We start from the raw sequence: 19,104 nt of genomic DNA, 5'->3' as shown, positions 1-19,104 counted from the left end.
CTTCACCGGCGTGCTGCGGCGCGAGGGTATCGCCATCAGCATGGACGGCCGCGGCGCCTGGCGCGACAATGTCGTGGTCGAGCGGCTGTGGCGCTCGGTGAAGTACGAGGAAGTCTACCTGCACGCCGACGCATGCGTCAGCGAAGCGCGCAGTTCGATCGGCCGATACCTGGGCTTCTACAACGCCCGGAGACCTCACTCGAGCCTCGGCGGACGTACGCCCGATCAAACCTACTTTGACAATCTGCCACAGGCCGTGGCAGCGTGAATTGGCCGCGACTTGCGGGGCGTCACTCCGGCCGGGCTACGCCCGACCTCCATGACGCCCCGCAGGCGCCAGCTTGAACAACCAAACCGCAGACGATCCACTTATCAAACGTCAAAGGCTGTTCAGACAAACCGAGCCACTTCTGCCATCGATGGCCTGGGCCTATGCTACCTGCCTCGCGACTATCTTGATGCGCAAATTGAATCAGGGGAACTCGTGCCCGTGATGGAAGACTGGTGTCCGCCGTTTCCCGGCTACCATCTCTATTATCCCAGTCGCCGACAGCAGTCGCCCGCTCTGGCGGCCTTCGTGGCGGCCGTGCGCTATAGAGGCTGAACAGGCGATCGGTCGTCAAATTGCGGCGGCATTGTTGGTGCCCAGGCCCATTGGCGAAGGTCTCAACGAAGAGCGCGATGAATTCACCGGGCCATTCTGAAGGAGTGACGGGTTTCAGGATCGCGCCGCGATCGCCCGAATGAATGAGATGGAGCGCTTAGCTGACTTACGGCTTCGCGCTGTGCGAATGGCCGGTTTTGTCGGGAGCTACCGATCAAAGCTATGTCGGCGAATGACGCATAGTGGTCGGAAACAGAAATGTTCACCGACGCACTCGAACGGCAGCTTTGCCGATCCGGCGACTGAAACCAAACAGTCCGAAAGTGGCCCACAAGCAGCCTCAAACGCCAGCGAGGCTGCGAATCCAACTGGAAGCGATGCGTTGCCCCGCAAGCACCTTGTCTCGCTTTTCTGGACTCTCCACCGTAACTGGAAACGTAAGCACACCCTACCCCAAGAATTCGGGAGATAAGCTTCTGATATTTATATCAAATAGCGTTTTGGGCGAAAGTCACCCGTCTGCGAGTTGAGCGGGTTAGCACTGATCCGTGGACAACTCATAGTCTCGTTAGAATCTGAAATTAAATGAGAATATTCGCTCGACGAGCAAGTTGTGTGCGATCCACCGATTTTCGACGCCATTTATATCATAGACCCACGCTTCACTCATATACGAGTTGCCAATCGGACGCGGTGAACATCCACGTTTAGCGGGCTAACTAAGAAAGCTGCAACGGACGCAACCGTCCCTCTCAGTCCCGTGGTTTTCCACAGAAGCGCAGGCAGGAGGGGGCCAGATTGGGGGCCTTTTGTTTCTCAGGTTTTGAAACACAAAATAATGTCAGTTGTTTACTTTACCAATTGGCTTCCCTTCACCGCTCCGCATCACGGGGGTAGAGTATGACCTGATCAATCAGGCTGCGGATGATCGTTTGTGCTTGTAACGTCGTTTGCTCATCGCTTGTCAAGGAGCGGGTGAGGTCCGTGACCTGCCTGCGATAGGTCTTCGCAATCTCCGGGTGAAGCGCGATCACCGGCACTGCGGCAAGCTCCGAGAGTTCAAGTTTGCACCGCTCCCGGGCCTGCTGGGCTTTTGCCAAGGCGGATTTGATCTCGTCAAATTCCGCTCCGTTGGCGATGGCAGCCACCAGTCGCTGAATTTTCCTACCCTCCTCGTCGATTTGGCGCTCGAGCTTCCATCGACGTGCAGCTTGGTCGGCTGTGCGGCGTGCGAATTCCTGATGGTACTCGGTTACGAAGGCCTTGACCAAATCGGGATCGAGCATTTTCTCCTGCAAACCCCTCAGCACGCGTCGCTCGAAACTCGCCGTCGTTATGGATTTCGAGTTCGTGCACCCCCGTCCATTGCGGTGGCCTGAGCACCCCCATCGTTCCTTGCCGAAGACGATCCATCGTGCACCACAGATTCCGCAGACCCCCAGCCCTGACAACAAGCGCTTCGGCCGCTGTTGCCGAGAGAATGGCGTTCCGAAGCTTTGCGCTCGCCTTTCTTGAACAGCTTGCCAAAGCTCCTCCGGAATGATCCGAAGCTCAGGCACGTCCTGAATCACCCATTCGCTGTCAGCGTTAGGTCTGATCCGAGTCTTTCTGGAAATTGGGTCGATTACCTTGCTTGTCCGATTATGGATCAACTCGCCTCGGTACAGCCGGTTCTGCAGATGTGAGTAGCCCCTAGATTTCTGGACGCTTTCGATCCTGATTTTGAGGACGGGAGGCGATGATGGGGAAGCCCAATTTCAGTGATGAGTTCAAGCGCGATGCGGTGGCCCAGATCACCGAACGCGGGTATCCGGTAGCCGAGGTCTCGCAGCGGCTCGGGGTCAGCGCGCACTCGCTTTATGCGTGGAAGCGGCGGTTGGCGAGGCAGGTGTCCGGCGATGCCAGCAAGGATGCCGAGATCCGACAACTGAAGCGCGAGCTGGCCCGGGTGACCGAGGAGCGCGACATCCTAAAAAAAGCCACCGCGTATTTCGCCAGGGATGCAAAGTGAGATACGCGTTCATTGTCGAGCATCGCGATCGTTTTGGTGTGCGGGCAATGTGCCGGTGCCTCGCCGTGCAGCCCAGCGGTTTCTATGCTTGGCAGACAGAGTTGATCCGGCGGGCCTGGAACGACAGCGGCAAGGTCTACGGCTACCGCAAGCTGCATGATGATCTGCTGGATCATGGCGAGACCTGCTGCCCGAACCGCGTTGCGCGGTTGACCAGACTTGCAGGTATCAAGGCGCAGATCGACTACAAGCGCCGGCCGGGCAGCTATGGCGGTAAACCTTCCCTGGCAGTCGACAACACGCTGGATCGCCAGTTTGATGTGGCTGCGCCAGATCGGGCCTGGGTGACAGACATCACCTACATCCGCACCCTGGAAGGCTTTGCCTATCTGGCTGTCGTGATCGACCTTTATTCCCGCCGCGTGGTGGGTTGGTCGATGCAGAGCCGGCAGACGACAGATGTGGTGCTGCAGGCGCTCCACATGGCTGTATGGCGGCGCAAGCCCAAGCAACGGGTGCTGATCCATTCGGACCAGGGCTCGCAGTTCACCAGCATGGACTGGGCTGCCTTCATCCGGGCTCACAATCTTGAGCACTCGATGAGCCGACGTGGCAGCTGCCACGACAACGCTGTGGCCGAGAGCTTCTTCTCATCGCTCAAGCCTGAGCGCATCCGGCGCCGGACCTACAAAACCCGCGAGGAAGCCCGGCAGGACGTGTTCGATTACATTGAAATGTTCTACAACCCGGTGCGTAAGCACGTCAGAAACGGGATGCTGTCACCTGTCGAGTTCGAACGACAGCAAATTTTGAAAGCGGAAGGCGTCTAGAAAACTAGGGGCTACTCATACCACCGGCAGGACCAGGCGTTCGTGCATCCAACGGTCCTGGCGGGAGGTCAGCTGGCCTGAAGGGCAGCGGGAAGCGCCTTGACGAGATCGCGGGCGAGAGCCGCGGCTTCGGGGTGTTCCTCGGCAAGGCGGGCGCGGTGGAGGAAAATCAGGCGGCGGCGCACGACAGGCCCCGTAAGCGGGACGACAGCCAGGCGTGCGGGGTCGTAGCCGCGCACGTAGAGACGCGGCATGACCCCGACCGCAAGGCCACTGGCGACAAGCCCGAACAACGACTCCATGTGATCGACACGGTAGTGGCGCGAATGGACGATGTTGGCCTCGCGCATCGCCGCTGTGCTGATCTCGCCGATGCTGCCGGAGCGGAAATGGACGACCTCGAGCCCGGCAAGCTCCGCCCAGGTCACGCTCTCGCACGCAGCAAACGGATGGTCGGCGGCGAGCACGAGCGCCATCTCGTCCTCTATCAACGGGGTGCCGGCGAGGCCCTCCTCGATCAGCGTGGTGGCGCAGATCGCCATGTCGAGCGCGCCGCGCTGAAGCCCGGTGATGAGCGTGTCGCTGGTGCCATCGGTGATATCGACGCTGATCGCACGCGCGTCCTGGTCGAGCCCGGCGACGAACTGCGCCAGCGCCGGGAGCGCCGAGGGCATCGTGCCGATCCGCACCGTCGTCGTGCGGCGGCGCAGCGTGTCGTTCATGTCCCGAAATGCGTTGTCTGCGGTCGTCAGGAGGCGCCAGGCGTGGGGCAGCAGCGCCTCGCCCGCCTCGGTCAGATGGACCTGGTGAGTCGTGCGCTCGAACAGCCGTACACCGAGAATCGCCTCCACCTGTCGGATAGAAGCGCTGAGTGCCGGCTGCGAAACCGCCATCGCCTCGGCGGCCCGACTGAAATTGCCGGCCTGGCTCAAGGCCACGAAAAAGCGCAGTTGCCGGATTGAAATCGGCATGTGCGACGGGGAGTTAGGCACAGGCCCGGAGGTCGGCACGGCGGGTGTGGACATGGCGAAGCGGAACTCCGGGCGGCACGGCTCGTGCCCTTCTTATAATACGGAATTATAGAATGATAAATATAAACAGTTTCCCCTGATAACCGGCCCACCATAGGGTCCGTCCCATCCAGACCGCCGGTGCGAAAAAATGAGGGTTCCGGCGGCCCGTTCCATCCCCCATGCCGGGTCTGCCATGGGAGTTCGGGTGGCACGGGAGATCCCGCAAGGGGTCCCAAGTTCTTTCCAGGGGGTCAGTCATGTCGTCTGTTGCCAACACCGTTGGGTCCATCTTCGCGCGCCGTCGCAGCGCACTTCTGAGCGCTACCTTCCTGGCGCTCGTGCCCACAGCCGGCGCCGCGCAGGACCTTGCCGCCGCACCAGCCGAAGGTGCCTCGGAGGCTATCGTCGTCACCGGCTCGCGCATCCGTTCGCCCAACGCGACCAGCGTCAGCCCGATTTCGACGGTCGGTGCCGAGGACATCTCCGAACGCGGCGCGACGCGTCTGGAAGACCTCCTCAACACCCTGCCCCAGGTCTACGCCGACCAGGGCGGCGGCAACCGCGGCGGCACCGTGGGCGCCAGCGGCACCGCAACGATCAACCTGCGCAACCTGGGCAACCAGCGCACGCTCGTCCTCATCAACGGCCGCCGTCTGATGCAGGGCGATCCCGCCCGCTCGGCCGCACAGGCCGCCGACATCAACAACGTGCCCGCCGCCATTGTCGAGAGCATCGACGTCGTCACCGGCGGCGCCTCGGCGGTCTACGGTTCGGACGCGCTGGCCGGTGTCGTCAACTTCCAGCTCAAGCAGAACTTCGAGGGTCTGCAGTTCGACGGCAGCACCGGCGTCTTCCAGCACGACAACGGCAATTCGATTGCCTCGGTCGCCGAAGCGGCGGGCCAGCGCGTGCCCACCGGCAGCACGGTCGACGGCTTCCAGACCAGCCTGGCGCTGACCGCAGGCACCAACTTTGCTGACGGGCGCGGCAACATCACCGCCTTCGTCAACTACCGCAAGATCAACGGCGTGGGCACCGATTCGCGTGACTTCGCGACCTGCAACCTGCGCGCTAACACGACCGGCTATGCCTGTTCGCTGTCTTCCACGACCTACCCGGCCCAGTTCCAGCTGACCGACCCGGCGACCGGCACCACGCGCGGCAGCTACACGCTGGGCGGCGAAGGCTTCCGCCCCTACCAGAGCTCGGACGGCTTCAACAACGGCAACACCTACGACCTTCAGGCCCCCGACGAGCGCATCAACGCCGACCTTATGGGCCACTTCGAGATCTCGCCCGCAATCGAGGTCTACGGCGAGTTCATGTACATGCGCGACAAGGCGGACATCCGCCTCTCGCCCACCGGCATCTTCACCGTCGCGCACAGCATCAACTGCTCCAATCCGTACCTTTCGGCGCAGCAGCAGGACCTGATGTGCAATTCGGTGGGTCTGGGGCCCGAGGACGATGCCACCGTCAACGTCTCGATGCGCAACGCGCCGGGCGGCTCGCGTCACGACTACACCAACCACACCTCATACCGCGCGGTGGGCGGTCTTCGCGGTGAGTTTGCGCCGGGCTGGACCTACGACGCCTACGCCCAGTACGGCCGCACCAACTATTCCTCGCGCCTGACCGGCGATATCTCGCTCGCCCGCTTCGCCAATGCCCTTCGCGCCGTTCCCGGAGCCAACGGGACCGTGGTGTGCGAAGGCAGCGACCCGGCCTGCATGCCGCTCAACATTTTTACCCCGGGCGGCGTGACCCAGGACGCGCTCGACTACGTGCAGGGCACCTTCACCCGCACCGGCTTCACCGAGGAATCGATCGTCAGCGGCTCGGTCACCGGCAACCTCGGGCTCACCCTGCCCCTCGCGGCAAACCCGATCAGCGTCGCCTTCGGCGCGGAATACCGCAAGGAGCGCATCGGCTTCACCCCCGACACGCACTATTCCAGCCGCGATGTCGCGGGTAACTCGGGCGGCGAATACCCGATCTCGGGCTCGTTCGACGTCAAGGAAGTCTACGGCGAGATCCGCGTACCGCTGGCCGAGAACCGCCCGCTGCTCGAAAGCCTCGCGCTGGAAGGCGGCATCCGCTACTCCAACTACTCGACCGCAGGCGACACCGTTGCCTGGAAGGCCGGGGCGGAGTGGATGCCCGTCAACGACGTTCGCCTGCGCGCCAGCTTCCAGCACGCCGTGCGTGCGCCCAACCTGGTCGAGCTCTACGGTCCCCAGCGCGTGAGCACCGCGCGCCTCTCCGACCCGTGCGAGGGCGCCAACCCGGTCGCGACCTTCGAGGCCTGCGCGGCCTCGGGCGTGACGGCGGCGCAGTACGGCTCGATCGCCCCGGCCGCAGGCCAGCTTTCGGGCGCCCTTGTCGGCGGCAACCCTGACCTCAGCCCGGAAAAGTCGAATACCAAGACCTTTGGCATCCAGCTCACGCCTTCGTTCCTGCCGGGCGTGACGCTGACTGCGGACTACTTCGACATCAAGGTGGACAGCCTGATCACCACGATCCCGGCCACCATCACGCTCAGCCAGTGCATCGAGGCGGGCACCTTCTGCGAGCAGATCGAGCGCAACCCGGCCACCGGCTCGCTGGTGACGAGCGGCTACGTGCGGACCACCAATGTCAACGCGGGCTACCTCAGGACCACCGGCATCGACGTTTCCGCCTCGGCCCGCCAGGACCTCTATGACCTCCTCGGCGCGGACCTCGGCCTCGTCTCGGTCACCTTCTCGGGCACGCGCACCAACAAGTACGAGGTCGAGATCGTGCCAGGCACCCAGCCCTACGGCTGCGACGGCTACTTCGGCGCGACCTGCGGCCAGCCGATCCCGACCTGGCGCCACCGCGCCCAGTTCGACTGGACCGCGCCCGATGGCAACGTGAAGCTTGCCACCACCTGGCGCCACATCGGCTCGACCCGCAACGACCGCGCGAGCGATGCCGATTTCCTCTCGGGCAGCTACCAGCCCTACGACGGCAAGCTGAAGGCGATGGACTACATCGACTTTGCCGCCAGCTTCTTCATCGAAGACAGCTACACGCTGCGTCTGGGCGTCAACAACGTGTTCGACCGCGACCCGCCGCTGACCGCCAGCACCAGCGGGCAGACTTCGAACGGCGCGTTCTTTGCGGGCATGTACGATGCACTTGGCCGCTATCTTTTCGCCAGCGTCACGGCCAAGTTCTGACCCTGGCAACCTGAACTTCCCGGACGCGTCCCCCTTCCCCCCATCCGGCGCGTCCGGGGGGCCACTTTTCCGCTCCTGTCCAAGGAAACGCGTGACATGACGAAGATCCTTTCCTCTCTCCTTGCCGCCGCAGCGCTGGCGATCGCCCCCACGGTCCCGGCGCTGGCGAAGGACGCCGCCGCCCCCTCGGAGGCCTCGCGGGACGGCAAGGTCCGGATCTTCTTCGACAACGACTTCCTTGGCCCCGGCCAGAGCAACATCCAGTCGATGATCCCGCTGCTGCGCGATCCCCGGGTGGATCTTCTGGGCGTGGGCGTGGTGACGGGCGATGCCTGGATGACCGAGGAGACGCAGCACCTCCTGCGCTTTCTGGAGATCGCCGGGCGCACCGACGTGCCGGTTCACCCCGGCGCGAAGATGCCCCTGCTGCGCACGCAGGCGGAAATGGCCAACTGGGAAGCGCGCTACGGGCGCATTCCCTTCAAGGGGGCGTGGAGCACGCCCCGTCCGGGTCGCACGTACCACCCGGAAGACCCCGACCTGGTCCCCCCCATGCCCGAGGGCATGCCCAGCGTCGCGGTCGCCGACACGGGCGCGGTCGACGCGCTCGTGTCGGCCGTGCGCCAGCACCCCGGTGAGATCACGATCGTCTCGGCCGGCCCCCTCACCAACATCGCGCTGGCCCTTCGGGTCGCACCGGACATCGCGACGCTGGCCAGGGAGATCGTGATCGAACCGGGCAAGCTGGACACCGCCATCGGGCGGGCGACCGGCAACACCGACTACGCAACCGACTTCAACTTCCTGTTCGACCCCGAGGCCGCGCACATCGTGCTCACCGCACCATGGAAGCGCATCACGCTGGTCGGCAACGTCAGTTCCAAGGTGAAGGTCACGCCCAAGGTCGCCAACCGCATCGGTAAGGCCGGAACCCCGGTCGCCACGTATTTCGAGACCTACGCGCGCCTCGGCCAGCCGCTGTGGGACGAGATCACCGTCGCCGTCGCCATCGACCGCTCGCTCGTGACCGAAGAGCTGGTCGTGCGCATGGACGTCGATACCATGCCCGGCATGCATTACGGCGAGCCGCAGGTGTGGAAGGACGACATGGCCCCCAATGCCGGCGAGCGGCCGGTCCACCTGATCCTGGGCATCGATGAGGAGCGCTTCCTCAAAGACTTCATCGCGCAGGCGCAGCAGTGATCGCAGACTTCCTCGAACACCGTTTTGCGCTAAGCGAACGCGGCACCACGCCCGCGCGCGAGACCCTCGCCGGGCTCACCACGTTCCTGGCCGCCGCCTACCTCATCGTCGTCATTCCCTCGCTTCTCTCGAGCGGAGGGATGGACCGCGCGGCGGTGACGGCAGGCGTCATCCTGGTCATGGCCATCGGCAGCCTTGCCATGGCCTTCTACGCCAACCTGCCCTTCATCGTGGGACCGGGCATCGGTGGCTCGGCGATCCTGGGCATCACGCTGGCCCAGATCGAGGGCGTGCCCTGGCAGACCGGCCTTGGCATCGCGGCCTTCTCGGGCATCGCCTTCATCATCCTGACGCTCACGGGCGCGCGCGGCATGGTCGTGCGCATCATCCCGCCCCAGATCAAGCTGGGACTGGGCGCCTCTATCGGCCTGTTCATCGCCATGCTGGGTTGCCGCGATGCGGGCCTCGTCTCGGTCGACGTCGCACGCCATGCGCTGAAGCTCGGTGACTTCGGCCAGCCTGGCCCGATCTGCGCGCTCATCGGCCTTGCCGTTGCCATCGCGCTCCAGGCCCGCCGCGTGCCCGGCGCCGTGCTGGCCGGCATCGTCGTCGCCGCGCTGGTCGGCGTACCGCTGGGCCTCACCCGCTTCGACGGCGTGTTCTCGCTGCCCCAGTCCCCCGCGCCGGTCACCGGCAAGGTCGACATGCTGGGGGCGATAAGCCTCGTCGCGCTGCCCTACATGTTCACCTTCTTCGCCTCGGAATTCTTCTCCACGCTGGGCACCACCCTCGCCATTGGCGGCAAGGCGGGCCTCACCGACGAAGATGGCAACCTCCCGCAGATCGAGCGCCCGTTCCTGATCGATTCGCTCGCCGCGACGCTCGGCCCGCTCGTCGGCGTTCCGGGGGGCACCGCGCTCGTCGAATCGGCCGCGGGCGTCGAGGCGGGCGGGCGCACCGGCATGACCCCGATGGTCGCCGCGCTGCTGTTTGCCGCCACGCTGCTGGCCATGCCGCTTGCCATGGCGATCCCCCGCGAGGCGACCGCGCCCGCGCTGATCCTCATCGGCATCGCCATGATGGGCACCATCCGCCAGGCCCCGGGCGAAGACACGATCTCGCTCTTCGCGCCCATCGCGATGATGCTGCTCACGCTCATTTCCAACAGCTTTGGCACCGGCATCGCCGGAGGCCTGCTCGTCCACGTCCTCGTCGAGGTGCTGGCGGGGCGCTGGCGGCAGATCCCTGTCGGCCTCTTCGTGCTCAGCCTTCCGCTCGGCTACTATTTCTACACCGCAGCCACGCTCCACTGACGCAGGGCCTGCCCCGCATACCGGAAATAACCCATGCCTGAGACCCCCTCCCCCTCGGTCGCGCCGCTGGCGATCGGCTGCGTCCCCGCGTCCCCGATCGGCCGGGACGTCGATGCGGGCCTGCGCGCCTTCTTCGTGGCGATGCCCAAGGTCGAGCTGCACTGTCACCTGCTTGGCACCGTGCGCAAGGAGACCTTCCTTGACCTCGTCGCCAAGTACGAGGCCCCGCTCGAACGGGCCGAGATCGAGGCCTTCTATACCCGCGGCGAACGCCCTGTCGGCGTGTTGCGCGTGCTGCGCGCGCTGGAGGACTACCTCCTGATGACGCCCGGGGACCTGCGCCGCATCACCCACGAGTACCTCGAAGACGCCGCGCGCGAGAGCGTGCGCCACGCCGAGTTCTTCTGGAACCCAACCGCCACCATCCGCGACGGGCGCCTGCCCTACGCCAAGGCCGTGGCGGGTATCCTCGAAGGCATGGAACAGGCCGAGGCGGACTTCGGCATCTCCTCACTCCTCATCCCTTCCATCGACCGCGAGGCCCCGGCCCAGGAAGCCGTGTTCATGGTCGAAGAGATGATCGCCCACCCCCACCCCAAGGTCGTGGGCATCGGCATCGACTACCGCGAGGACAACCGCCCGCCCGAAATGTTCGCCAAGGCCTACGCGCTTGCCAAGGAACACGGCCTGCGCACTACCGCTCACGCGGGCGAATTCGGCATGCCCTGGACCAATGTGGCGATGGCCGTCGACACCATCGGCGTCGACCGCGTAGACCATGGCTACACCATCGTCGACAACCCCGAACTGGCGCAGGACTATGCTGCACGCGGCCTCGTGTTCACCATTGTGCCAACCAACTCCTACTACCTGCGTACGCTCGACCACGAGCGCTGGGCGCTCGACCACCCGATCCGCCGCATGGCCGAGATGGGCTTGAAACTGCACCCCAATTCCGACGATCCCACGCTCCACCAGGTGACCCCCGCCGGCGCCTGGCAGCTCCTCTACAGCCACCTCGGCCTGGAACTGTCCCAGCTGCGCGCAATGATGCTGAACGGGATCGAGGGCTCCTGGGCAAGCGCAGACCAGCGCGCACAGTGGCGCGCGACCTGGCCCGGGGAGTTCGACGCTTTGCTGGCGCGGGCCCAAGAAGTTTAAGAGGGGTTTTCAAGGGGCCATCGTCCCTTGCCCCCGGACTCGGCGGCCTTAGCTTTCGCAGCTTGCGGAAGGTGTGCGTACGTAGGCGATGATCCGCGAGGGGCTTTGCCCTGCACGATTCGACCTGCCAAGCTTTCCCATCTCCACCAACGCGGCGGGAGACAGCTGCGCTCGACAGTTCGGGGAGCCCGAGGGCAATGGTCCTCGGATACTCCTTTCTACTTACTCCACCTCATCGATCCGAACCAGCGCCGCTTCCAAAGCTACCTGCTGCCCCTCACGCACGGCAAGTTCGCCCACCACGCCATCGAACGGCGCCACAAGCGTGTGCTCCATCTTCATCGCCTCGAGCGTGACGAGCTTCTGCCCGCGCACGACTTCCTCACCCTGGGCAACCGCGACCGCGATGATCCGCCCCGGCATCGGCGCCAGGATCACCCCGGAGCCTGCGCTGGCCCCGTGCGCGCCATCGCGCCGCCAGTGGGTCAATTGCCAGGCCTCCCCCCGTTCGGCGAGCAGGACGGCTTCGACCGGGTCCTCGCTCCCGCCTTCGAAGGCGATTTCGCACGCCTCGCCGTCCAGCCGGAAGCGCGCGCTGCGCCGGGGCGCGGCGTTGAGGCGAAAGCCCAGCAGCGGATCGGCCGGGACGAGCGCGCGCGCGGCGGCCTCCAGCGTTTCGGCCGACGGGAATTGCGGCTGCGCCATCTCTTCGCCGTCGCGGCCGATGAGACCGGTATCGACCGTGCCCGCCACGAACTCGGGATGCTCCAGCGCGCGCACGAGGAAGGGCGCGTTGCACTTCACCGGCCAGACCGCGCTCTCGGCCAGCATGTCGCACAGCCTCTCGCGCGCCTCCTCGCGCGTATCGCCATGCGCAACCAGCTTGGCGATCATCGGATCGTAGTGCGGCGAGACGGTGTCGCCCGCCTCCACCCCGGTTTCGATCCGCCCGCCCGGCACGTGCCCGAACTCGAGCATTTCCAGCCGCCCGGTGCTGGGCAGAAAGCCACGCGCCGGGTCCTCGGCGTAAAGGCGTGCCTCCATCGCCCAGCCCGAAATGGAGAGGTCCTCCTGTGCCGCGGGCAGCGGCTCTCCCGCCGCCACACGCAGCTGCCATTCGACGAGGTCGACCCCGGTGATCTCCTCGGTCACGGGATGCTCGACCTGAAGGCGCGTGTTCATTTCCATGAACCAGATCTTCTCCGCATCGAGCGGGCCCGAGCCGTCCGCGATGAACTCGATGGTTCCTGCGCCCACGTAATCGACTGCCTTGGCCGCGCGCACGGCGGCGGCGCACAGCGCCTCGCGCGTGGCCGGGTCCATGCCGGGCGCTGGCGCTTCCTCAATCACCTTCTGGTGGCGGCGCTGGAGCGAGCAGTCCCGCTCGAAGAGGTGGACGACGGACCCGTGCGTATCGCCAAAGACCTGCACCTCGATATGGCGCGGGGTGGCGATGTATTTCTCGATCAGGACACGATCGTTGCCGAAGCTGGACCGCGCCTCACGCTGGCACGAGGTGAGCGCGTCGGCGAAGGCCCCTGCCTCCTCGACCAGCCGCATGCCCTTCCCGCCACCGCCCGCGACCGCCTTGATCAGCACCGGATAGCCGATGGCCTCGGCTTCGCGTGCCAGCCGCTGGGGCGACTGGTCCTCGCCCAAATACCCCGGCGTCACCGGCACGCCGGCCTTTGCCATCAGCGCCTTGGCCGCATCTTTCAGGCCCATTGCACGGATCGAGGCGGGGGACGGCCCCACCCAGGTCAGCCCGGCATCGAGGACGGCCTGCGCAAAGTCCGCGTTCTCCGACAGGAAGCCATAACCCGGATGGATCGCATCCACGCCCGCAGCTTGTGCCGCGGCCAGGATCTTGTCCGCACAAAGGTAGCTCTCGGCCGCGGGGGCGGGACCGATCGCCACCGCCGCGTCCGCCATCTGGACGTGCAGCGCCTGCGCATCCGCATCGGAATGAACCGCGATGGTGCGGATCCCCATGCGGTGCGCGGTGCGGATGATGCGGCAGGCGATCTCGCCCCGGTTGGCAATAAGGAGCGCGCCGATCACGGGTGACGCTCCGGGAAACCGTGCCGAGTGTGATGCGCGGCGAGCACGCCTTCGACATCGCCCACAAAGTCGCCCTCGGCAAAGGCCAGCGCCGGAAGGTCCTGGTGCGCCTCGCCCAGCCGTTCAATCACGGCCGCGCGTGGGCGCGGCCAGGGCACGCGCACCACCTCGATCCGCTCGGCGCGCTCGGGAAAGAGCGAAAGCAGCCCCTCCACCGTCACGCAGTCCTTGCAGTAGAAGCGCCGTTCGCCGCCCAGCACCGGGTCGGCCCAATCGGTGTCGAGTACGTAGAGAGTGTCCTTGGCCATCGTCATCACATCCTGAACACGCCGAACTGCGGCCTTGCGGGGAACGGCGCCTCAAGCGCGGCGCCGAGCGCAAGGCCCAGCACGTCGCGGGTCTGGGCCGGGTCGATCACACCATCGTCCCACAGGCGGGCAGTCGCATGATAGGGGTTGCCCTCGGCCTCGTACTTGGCGCGGATCGGCGCCTTGAAGTCCTCGGCCTCCTGCGCAGACCAGCTTTTCGCGTCGCGGTGAACGGTGGCGAGCACCGAGGCGGCCTGCTCGCCACCCATCACCGAGATGCGCGCGTTGGGCCAGGTGAAGAGGAAGCGCGGATCGTAGGCGCGCCCGCACATGCCGTAATTGCCCGCCCCGAAGGAGCCGCCGATGATGACGGTCAGCTTGGGCACCTGTGCGGTCGCCACCGCAGTCACCAGCTTGGCGCCGTGCTTGGCGATCCCTTCAGCCTCGTAGGCGCCGCCGACCATGAAGCCCGAGATATTCTGGAGGAACAGCAGCGGAATGCCGCGCTGGCAGGCAAGCTCGATGAAGTGCGCGCCCTTCTGCGCAGACTCGGAAAAGAGCACGCCGTTGTTGGCAAGGATCGCGACCGGGAACCCGTGAATATGGGCAAAGCCGCAGACGAGCGTGGAGCCGAACAGCGGCTTGAACTCGTGAAATTCCGAGCCGTCGACCAGCCGCGCGATGACCTCGCGCACTTCGTAGGGTGCGCGCACGTCCTCCGGGATGAGCGCGTAAAGGTCCTCGGCGGGGTAGAGCGGCGCTCTGGATTCCCGGCGCTCCACGCTGGCGCGCTCGCCCGGCCCCAGGTGGCTGACGATGTCGCGCACGAGCGAGAGCGCGTGGGCATCGTCGTCAGCGAGGTGATCCGCAACGCCCGAGGTACGCGCGTGCAGTTCACCCCCGCCCAGTTCCTCGGCCGAGATCACTTCGCCCGTCGCGGCCTCGACCAGTGGGGGACCGGCGAGGAAGATCGTGCCCTGCTCGCGCACGATAACAGTCTCGTCCGACATCGCGGGCACATAGGCGCCGCCCGCCGTGCAGCTGCCCATGACCGAGGCGATCTGGGCGATGCCGGCAGCGCTCATCTGCGCCTGGTTGAAGAAGAAGCGTCCAAAGTGGTCGCGGTCGGGGAATACCTCGGCCTGGTTGGGCAGGTTCGCGCCGCCGGAATCGACAAGGTAGATGCACGGCAGACGGCAGGCCCTGGCGATCTCCTGCGCGCGCAGGTGCTTCTTGACCGTCATCGGGTAGTACGTGCCACCCTTCACCGTCGCGTCGTTCGCGAAGATCATGCAGGTGCGGCCCAAAACCTGCCCGATCCCGACAATGATCCCGGCACCAGGCACCTCGTCGCCGTAGAGGCCGTTCGCGGCCAGCTGGCCGATCTCCAGGAACGGTGCGCCCGCATCGAGCAGCGCCTCGACGCGAGTCCGCGGAAGCATCTTGCCGCGCGCCTCATGGCGTTCACGCGCCTGTTCGGAGCCGCCCAGCGCGGCCCGGGCCACGCGTTCGCGCAGATCCTCGACCAGAGCGCGGTTGTGGCGGGTGCGCGCCTGCGCGTCCGGAGCGCTGGAATCGAGCGTTGTGGGCAAGACCGGCCCGCTCATCGCAGCGCACTCTCATTTCGAAAACGCGACATCATCCTGTTCCCGTGCCTAATTTATTTTCGCGCATGTTGGCACAGGACAAATGCGCCGCGCAAGGCAAAGCTTGCCCGCCAGGTCGAGTAACGGGGGGGCGGTATCAGCCCCCGAAGCCGCCACCACCGGGCGTTTCGATCACGAAAACGTCGCCCGGTTCGAGCTCCACCTTCGCAGTGGGGCCCAGTTCCTCGACGCGACCGTCCGCCCGCTCGACGCGGTTGATACCCGCGGCTCCATCGCCGCCGCCCGCCAGCCCGAAGGGCGCGACCTTGCGGCGCTGCGAGAGGATGCCGGCCTGCATCGGTGCTAGGAAGCGCACCCGGCGCACCGCACCATCGCCCCCGCGATGCCGCCCTTGGCCGCCCGAGCCGGTCCGGATGGAAAATTCCTCCAGCAGAACCGGAAAGTTGGTTTCCAGCACCTCCGGGTCGGTGAGGCGCGAGTTGGTCATGTGGGTCTGGACCACGCTCGTCCCGTCGAAGTCGGGGCCCGCGCCCGAACCGCCCGCAATCGTCTCATAGTACTGGTGTGCGGCATCGCCGAAGGTGAAGTTGTTCATCGTGCCTTGCGCGGCGGCCATGGCGCCCAGCGCGCCGAACAGCGCGTCGGTGATCGCCTGGCTGGTTTCCACATTGCCCGCTACGACCGCGGCAGGCACAACGGGGTGCAGCATCGAGCCTTCGGGCACGCGCACCACGATGGGCCTCAGGCACCCCTCGTTCATCGGCACCGGATCATCGATCAGCGTGCGGACCGCGTAGAGGACCGCCGCGCGCACCACAGGCAGCGGCGCATTGAAGTTGTCGGGAAGTTGGGGCGAGGTCCCGGCGAAGTCGATGACGGCACTGCGCACATCGTGATCGATGGTGACGGCAACGTGGATCTGGGCACCGTTATCCATCTCGAGCACGTAGGTGCCGTCCGTCAGGCGTTCGATCAGACGGCGCACGGCCTCTTCGGAATAGGCCTGGACGTGGCCCATATAGGCATCGACCATCGCGCGACCCTGCTCGCCTGCAATGCGGCGCAGTTCCGACGCGCCGCGCCGACACGCGGCGAGCTGGGCGCGCAGGTCCGCAATGTTCTGCTCGATCGCGCGCGAGGGGTACGGACCGGAGGCCAGCAACTCGCGTATCGCCTTTTCCTGCAGGGTGCCCCTGTCGACGAGGAGGACGTTGTCGATCAGCACGCCTTCCTCGTCCAACGTGCGGCTGCGCGGGGGCATCGAGCCCGGGCTGATCCCGCCAATGTCCGCGTGGTGCCCGCGCGCGGCGACGAACCAGGCGGGCGCTTCGTCGCCATCCTCGGCGAAGACCGGCATGACCACGGTAATGTCGGGTAAGTGCGTGCCGCCGTCATAGGGCGCGTTGAGGACATAGGCGTCGCCCGTCCGGATGCCGCGCCCATCCACCGCGTTCCCGCGCCCATCCACCGCGTTCCCGCGCCGCTCCAGCACGGTGCGCACGGATTCGCCCATCGAGCCCAGATGGACCGGCATGTGTGGCGCATTGGCAATCAGGCTTCCGGCCGCGTCGAACAGCGCGCAGGAGAAATCGAGCCGCTCGCGGATGTTCACCGAGCGCGCCGATTGCTGCAGCGCCGCGCCCATCTCCTCGGCAATCGCCATAAACAGCGCCCCCATGATCTCGAGACGGACCGGATCGCGCTCGGTACTGGAGGAGAGAGCGGATTGCTGCGGTGTGCTGCGCGACAGGATGAGATTGCCGACAGCATCGACGCGCACCGACCAGCCGGGTTCGACAACGGTGGTCGACACATCGTCTACGACAAGCAATGGGCCCGAGGCGGTAAACCCTTCGGCGAGGTCGTGGCGGTGGTAGAGCGGCGCCTCGTGGCGCGCGCCGCCGGTCCAGATCGGCACCGTCTCGGCCGCCGCACCCGAGGCAGCCGGGAGCGGCATTACCGCGCCGCCCCCTGCATGGCCGCCCGCGACCGCTTCGACGCGCAGGGTTTCCGCGACGAGATCATCCCCCGGCGCGAAGCCGAAGAGGTGGTCCCAGCCTTCGTGGAAGGCGGCGCGCATCCGCGTGAGATCGCCGAGCGGGACCGAAATCGTGCTCTCGCTGCCGCGCGGGCGGATCGCGAGCGAGGCTTCGAGCGTGATGACGCTTTCAGGCACGCCCTGCGCGGCAAGGTCCGCGCGCGCGGTCTTGCCCAGCGCGGCCACCGCATCGTCGAGCGCAGCCTTGCTCTCATCGGAAAGGTCGAGGCCCAGCGTGCGCTCGTGCAGCACGCGGCGGTCGGCGAGGCCCATGCCATAGGCCGACAGCACCGAGGCGAGCGGATGGCACAGCACCGTCGTCACCCCCAGCGCGTCGGCAACCTTGCAGGCGTGCTGCCCGCCTGCCCCGCCGAAGGTCACCATCGCCGCCCGGGTAACGTCGTGGCCCCGGCGCAGCGAGACCGTCTTGATCGCATTGGCCATGTTGGCGACCGCGATCTCCAGGAAGCCCTCGGCGGCTTCCTCGCGGGTGAGTTCACGCCCCGTTGCCGCTTTCGCTTGCGCCAGGATCGCGTCCATGCGCGCCTGCGCTGCCTCCAGCGAAAGGAGTTCGTCGCCCTTGGGGCCGAAGACATGCGGGAAATGCGCGGGGCGCAGCTTGCCCAGGATGAGGTTGCAGTCGGTCACCGCCAGCGGGCCACCGCGCCGGTAACAGGCCGGCCCCGGCACCGCGCCCGCGCTCTCGGGGCCGACCTGGAAGCGCGCGCCATCAAAGGCGCAGACCGAGCCGCCGCCCGCCGCCACCGTCTCGATCCGCATCATCGGCGTGCGCACGCGGTTACCCGCCACGCGGGTTTCGCTGTCGCGCTCGTACTCGCCCGCGTAGTGCGACACGTCGGTCGAGGTGCCGCCCATGTCGAAGCCCACGACCTCGTCGAACCCGGCCTCCTTCGCGATGGCCGCCATGCCCACGATGCCGCCCGCGGGCCCCGAAAGGATCGCGTCCTTGCCGCGCAGCATACCGCCCGTCGTCAGCCCGCCATTCGACTGCATGTAGAGCGAATCGACATGGGGCCCAAGACCGGCCTCCAGCCCGTCGATGTACCGGTCGAGCACGGGCGAGAGATGCGCGTCGACCACGCTGGTATCGCCGCGCGCGATGAGCTTGATGAGCGGGGCGACCTCGTGGCTGACCGAGACCTGAGTGAAGCCTATCTCCTGCGCCAGCCTGGCCAGCGCGGCTTCGTGCTGCGTGTGGCGATAGCCGTGCATGAGGACGACGGCGATGGCGCGAAACCCGTCCGCAAAGGCCGCTTCGAGCCCGGCTCGGGCCGCCGCTTCGTCCAGTGGGCGATGGACCGTGCCGTCCGCGCCGATGCGCTCATCGATCTCCAGCACCTTCGCGGCGAGCGGGTCAGGCAGAGCGATGTGGCGCGCGAAGATGTCCGGGCGCTCCTGCGTGCCGATCCGCAGCGCATCGCCAAAGCCGCGCGTGATGGCAAGCAGCACTGGCTCGCCCTTGCCCTCCAGCAGCGCATTGGTGGCAACCGTAGTGCCCAGACGCAGTTCGCTGGGCGGAAGATCGCCCTCCTCAACGCCCGTCAGTCGGCGCATCGCCTCGACAGCGGCGTCCTCGTAACGGCCCGGGTCCTCGGACAGGAGCTTCAGCCGCTCGAACCGCCCGTCCGGCGCGCGCGCCACTACGTCTGTGAATGTGCCACCGCGATCGACCCAGAATTGCCAGTTGTCCGTCATGGGGACATACATGGTGACCAAGGGGGAAAAGCGCAA

13 protein-coding genes and 1 pseudogene are annotated in these 19,104 nt (G+C 66.2%); 7 read left to right on the top strand and 7 right to left on the bottom strand.

The features are described 5' to 3' along the window. Both FMM79_RS08865 and FMM79_RS08860 read left to right on the top strand, forming a co-directional pair. On the top strand, window positions 1–268 hold a 268-nt coding region (locus tag FMM79_RS08865; RefSeq protein WP_148625073.1), incomplete at its 5' end, for an integrase core domain-containing protein. 51 nt (window positions 269–319) lie between these two features. Next, a complete protein-coding gene (locus FMM79_RS08860) occupies window positions 320–604 on the top strand; it encodes a LysR substrate-binding domain-containing protein (RefSeq protein WP_148627118.1) in 285 nt (94 codons plus the stop codon). Window positions 605–1,476: 872 nt separating this feature from the next. On the opposite strand, the gene FMM79_RS21875 is transcribed toward FMM79_RS08860, so the two are convergent. Together FMM79_RS21875 and FMM79_RS22245 are read right to left on the bottom strand one after the other, a co-directional pair. Continuing rightward, complete coding sequence (locus FMM79_RS21875; RefSeq protein ID WP_240339067.1) at window positions 1,477–1,890, bottom strand: hypothetical protein; 414 nt, start codon at window positions 1,888–1,890, stop codon at window positions 1,477–1,479. Window positions 1,891–1,911: 21 nt separating this feature from the next. Next, window positions 1,912–2,283 (bottom strand): annotated as a pseudogene (locus tag FMM79_RS22245) (recombinase family protein); the annotation flags it as partial. A 62-nt stretch (window positions 2,284–2,345) separates the two neighbouring features. Here FMM79_RS22245 and FMM79_RS08850 point away from each other — a divergent pair. Beyond that, window positions 2,346–3,445, top strand: a protein-coding gene (locus FMM79_RS08850) for an IS3 family transposase (RefSeq protein ID WP_148627150.1) whose coding sequence is annotated in 2 segments (ribosomal slippage) — window positions 2,346–2,586 and window positions 2,586–3,445 — 1,101 coding nt in all. Because the reading frame shifts where the segments join, the coding sequence is not laid out codon by codon here. Window positions 3,446–3,513: 68 nt separating this feature from the next. Here the strand turns inward: FMM79_RS08850 and FMM79_RS08845 are convergent. Beyond that, entirely contained in the window at window positions 3,514–4,470 is a 957-nt protein-coding gene (locus tag FMM79_RS08845; RefSeq protein WP_148627116.1) for a LysR family transcriptional regulator, read from the bottom strand. 245 nt (window positions 4,471–4,715) lie between these two features. Here FMM79_RS08845 and FMM79_RS08840 point away from each other — a divergent pair, with 245 nt between their 5' ends. The 4 genes from FMM79_RS08840 to FMM79_RS08825 all read left to right on the top strand — a co-directional run bounded on the left by FMM79_RS08840 (window position 4,716) and on the right by FMM79_RS08825 (window position 11,338). Further along, entirely contained in the window at window positions 4,716–7,661 is a 2,946-nt protein-coding gene (locus FMM79_RS08840) for a TonB-dependent receptor (protein WP_148627115.1), read from the top strand. A 96-nt stretch (window positions 7,662–7,757) separates the two neighbouring features. Next, window positions 7,758–8,864, top strand: coding sequence for a nucleoside hydrolase (locus tag FMM79_RS08835; protein ID WP_148627114.1), 1,107 nt, complete (start codon window positions 7,758–7,760; stop codon window positions 8,862–8,864). Next, complete coding sequence (locus FMM79_RS08830) at window positions 8,861–10,177, top strand: NCS2 family permease (RefSeq protein ID WP_148627113.1); 1,317 nt, start codon at window positions 8,861–8,863, stop codon at window positions 10,175–10,177. The genes FMM79_RS08835 and FMM79_RS08830 overlap by 4 nt, the downstream gene beginning before the upstream one ends. Window positions 10,178–10,210: 33 nt before the next feature. After that, window positions 10,211–11,338: an adenosine deaminase gene (locus tag FMM79_RS08825; RefSeq protein ID WP_148627112.1), complete on the top strand. Its 1,128-nt coding sequence runs from the start codon at window positions 10,211–10,213 to the stop codon at window positions 11,336–11,338. A gap of 222 nt (window positions 11,339–11,560) precedes the next feature. Here FMM79_RS08825 and FMM79_RS08820 read toward each other — a convergent pair whose 3' ends face one another. The 4 genes from FMM79_RS08820 to FMM79_RS08805 all read right to left on the bottom strand — a co-directional run bounded on the left by FMM79_RS08820 (window position 11,561) and on the right by FMM79_RS08805 (window position 19,068). Continuing rightward, on the bottom strand, window positions 11,561–13,399 hold the full coding sequence (locus FMM79_RS08820) for a biotin carboxylase N-terminal domain-containing protein (RefSeq protein WP_148627111.1): 1,839 nt from the start codon (window positions 13,397–13,399) through the stop codon (window positions 11,561–11,563). After that, complete coding sequence (locus FMM79_RS08815) at window positions 13,396–13,707, bottom strand: DUF3088 family protein (RefSeq protein WP_240339066.1); 312 nt, start codon at window positions 13,705–13,707, stop codon at window positions 13,396–13,398. Before FMM79_RS08815 ends, FMM79_RS08820 begins: the two co-directional genes overlap by 4 nt. A gap of 5 nt (window positions 13,708–13,712) precedes the next feature. Beyond that, the gene (locus tag FMM79_RS08810; RefSeq protein WP_148627109.1) at window positions 13,713–15,314 is read right to left on the bottom strand and encodes a carboxyl transferase domain-containing protein; all 1,602 of its coding nucleotides are present in this window, start codon (window positions 15,312–15,314) and stop codon (window positions 13,713–13,715) included. A 136-nt stretch (window positions 15,315–15,450) separates the two neighbouring features. Next, on the bottom strand, window positions 15,451–19,068 hold the full coding sequence (locus FMM79_RS08805) for a hydantoinase B/oxoprolinase family protein (protein WP_148627108.1): 3,618 nt from the start codon (window positions 19,066–19,068) through the stop codon (window positions 15,451–15,453). Between the last annotated feature and the right edge of the window lie 36 nt (window positions 19,069–19,104).

Source organism: Novosphingobium sp. BW1 (genome assembly GCF_008107685.1).
In the GTDB taxonomy this organism is placed as follows: Bacteria; Pseudomonadota; Alphaproteobacteria; order Sphingomonadales; family Sphingomonadaceae; genus Novosphingobium.
The sequence above is the reverse complement of the archived record's forward strand: the minus strand, read 5'-3'. Positions and strand labels throughout refer to the sequence as shown.